General features: G+C 62.3%; 4 pseudogenes. 3 read left to right on the top strand and 1 reads right to left on the bottom strand.

The annotated features are described in order from the left end of the window. Positions 1-99, top strand: a pseudogene (locus V8324_RS21685) (IS66 family transposase); the annotation flags it as partial. Positions 100-124: 25 nt separating this feature from the next. Here V8324_RS21685 and V8324_RS21680 read toward each other — a convergent pair. Next, a pseudogene (locus V8324_RS21680) lies at positions 125-1,344 on the bottom strand (IS3 family transposase). A 47-nt stretch (positions 1,345-1,391) separates the two neighbouring features. Here V8324_RS21680 and V8324_RS22560 point away from each other — a divergent pair. Together V8324_RS22560 and V8324_RS22555 are read left to right on the top strand one after the other, a co-directional pair. After that, positions 1,392-1,512 (top strand): annotated as a pseudogene (locus V8324_RS22560) (transposase domain-containing protein); the annotation flags it as partial. 20 nt (positions 1,513-1,532) lie between these two features. Beyond that, positions 1,533-1,712 (top strand): annotated as a pseudogene (locus V8324_RS22555) (transposase domain-containing protein); the annotation flags it as partial. Between the last annotated feature and the right edge of the window lie 85 nt (positions 1,713-1,797).

Below are 1,797 nucleotides of genomic sequence, written 5' to 3'. Positions count from 1 at the left end.
CAGACCTTCCTCCATGACGGCCGCGTCGAGATCGATTCAAACAGCGTGGAGAATCTGATCCGCCCGATCGCACTGAACAGGAAAAATGCGCTGTTGGCCTGCTGCCGGTTCCGTGGACACCGGGTTAAGGTAGCATAGCGCGGACCTCGAACGCCATTGGGCTGAGATAGCCCAGCTTTGAATGGCGCCGGCGCGGATTGTAGAAGCGCTCGATGTAATCGAACATGTCGGCCCGGGCGGCGTCGCGGGTGCGGTAGACCTTTCGGGCCGTCCGCTCGGTCTTCAGCGACGAGAAGAAGCTTTCCATCGCCGAATTATCCCAGACATTGCCGGCCCGGCTCATCGAGCAGATGATGCCGTTGTCTAAGAGCAGGCGCTGGAACTGCTCGCTGGTATATTGCGATCCCTGATCGGAATGATGGAGCAGCGCGTCGGCCTTGCCGCGGCGCCAGACGGCCATCATCAGGGCATCCATGACCAGTGAGGCATCCCGCTCGGCCTTCATCGACCAGCCGACGACGCGTCGGGAGAACAGGTCCAGCACGACGGCGACATAGAGCCAGCCTTGGGCGGTCCAGATGTAGGTAAAGTCGGCCAGCCACTTCTGGTTCGGACGGTCGGCCTCGAAGTCGCGGTCGAGCGTTCGCCGGTTCATTCGGACCGATGGCGTTCACCGGCTCACTGTCGGCGATGATCGAGCGTTCGCCCTCGTCCTTCGGTTTCCCCCGCCGCTTCGGCCGCGCCCTCATGGCATTCTGCCGCATCAGCCGTTCGATGCGGTGCAGACCGCAGGCAAGCCCGTCCTCGAGCACATCCCGCCAGACACGACGGGCGCCATAGGTGCGGTCGCTGGCCTTGAAGCTCTTGTCGATCGCTGTGACAAGCTTCGCATCCAGGGTCGCGCGGGCGCTGGCCGGACGATGGAGCCAAGCATGAAAGCCTGAACGCGAGACCTCCATCACCTCACAAAGCCAGCTGATCGGCCAAATGTGGCGGTGCTTTGCGATGAAGGCGAACTTCATGTCGCCTCCCGCGCGAAAAAAGCGTTCGCCATTGCGTTCGAACCAATGGCGCGCATGGCTCACCTATCTTGAGGATGTCACGCTCCGACCGGAGCCGGGCGACCTCTTTCTTCAGAGCTGCAATCTCGGCCAGATCAGCTCCGATCTGCCCGTTCCCGGGAAAGGCCGCAGCAGGTGCTGCCGTCAATTCACGCATCCAGCGGCGCAGAACGCTTTCTGCCAGTTCCAGATCCCGACAAGCCTGGGCGACCGACACGCCCCGCTCCGTCACCAGCTTCACCGCCTCGAGCTTGAACTCGCGGCTGAACTTCCGTCTCGTCATATCCACTCTCCAGTTCCATGGTCACGATCTTATCTTCGTGTCCACGAAACCGGCAGCAGGCCATGTTCGCCGCTCACGACGAGCGCGGCACGGCCTGGGGCCGCATCGCGTCGCTGATCGAAACCGCAAAGATCAACGGTGTCGAACCCTTCGCCTATCTCGAGGCCATCGCCGCCGGCCCTCCGNGCGGCACGGCCTGGGGCCGCATCGCGTCGCTGATCGAAACCGCAAAGATCAACGGTGTCGAACCCTTCGCCTATCTCGAGGCCATCGCCGCCGGCCCTCCGAAAAACCGGGGCGACGAACTCCTCCCTTGGAACTTCCAGCCGTCAAGCTGCAAAGCCCGTGGGGCCCAGCTGGCGCTCTGATGTCTTTTTTCAAGGACTTTTTCATGCAAACAGGCACGCCAAGGCGTTGCTTGTTATCTGGACGCCCAAGGGTGGGCACGAGGTC

The organism is Roseovarius sp. D22-M7, from assembly GCF_037083785.1.
Taxonomy (GTDB): domain Bacteria; phylum Pseudomonadota; class Alphaproteobacteria; order Rhodobacterales; family Rhodobacteraceae; genus Roseovarius.
The sequence above is the reverse complement of the archived record's forward strand: the minus strand, read 5'-3'. Positions and strand labels throughout refer to the sequence as shown.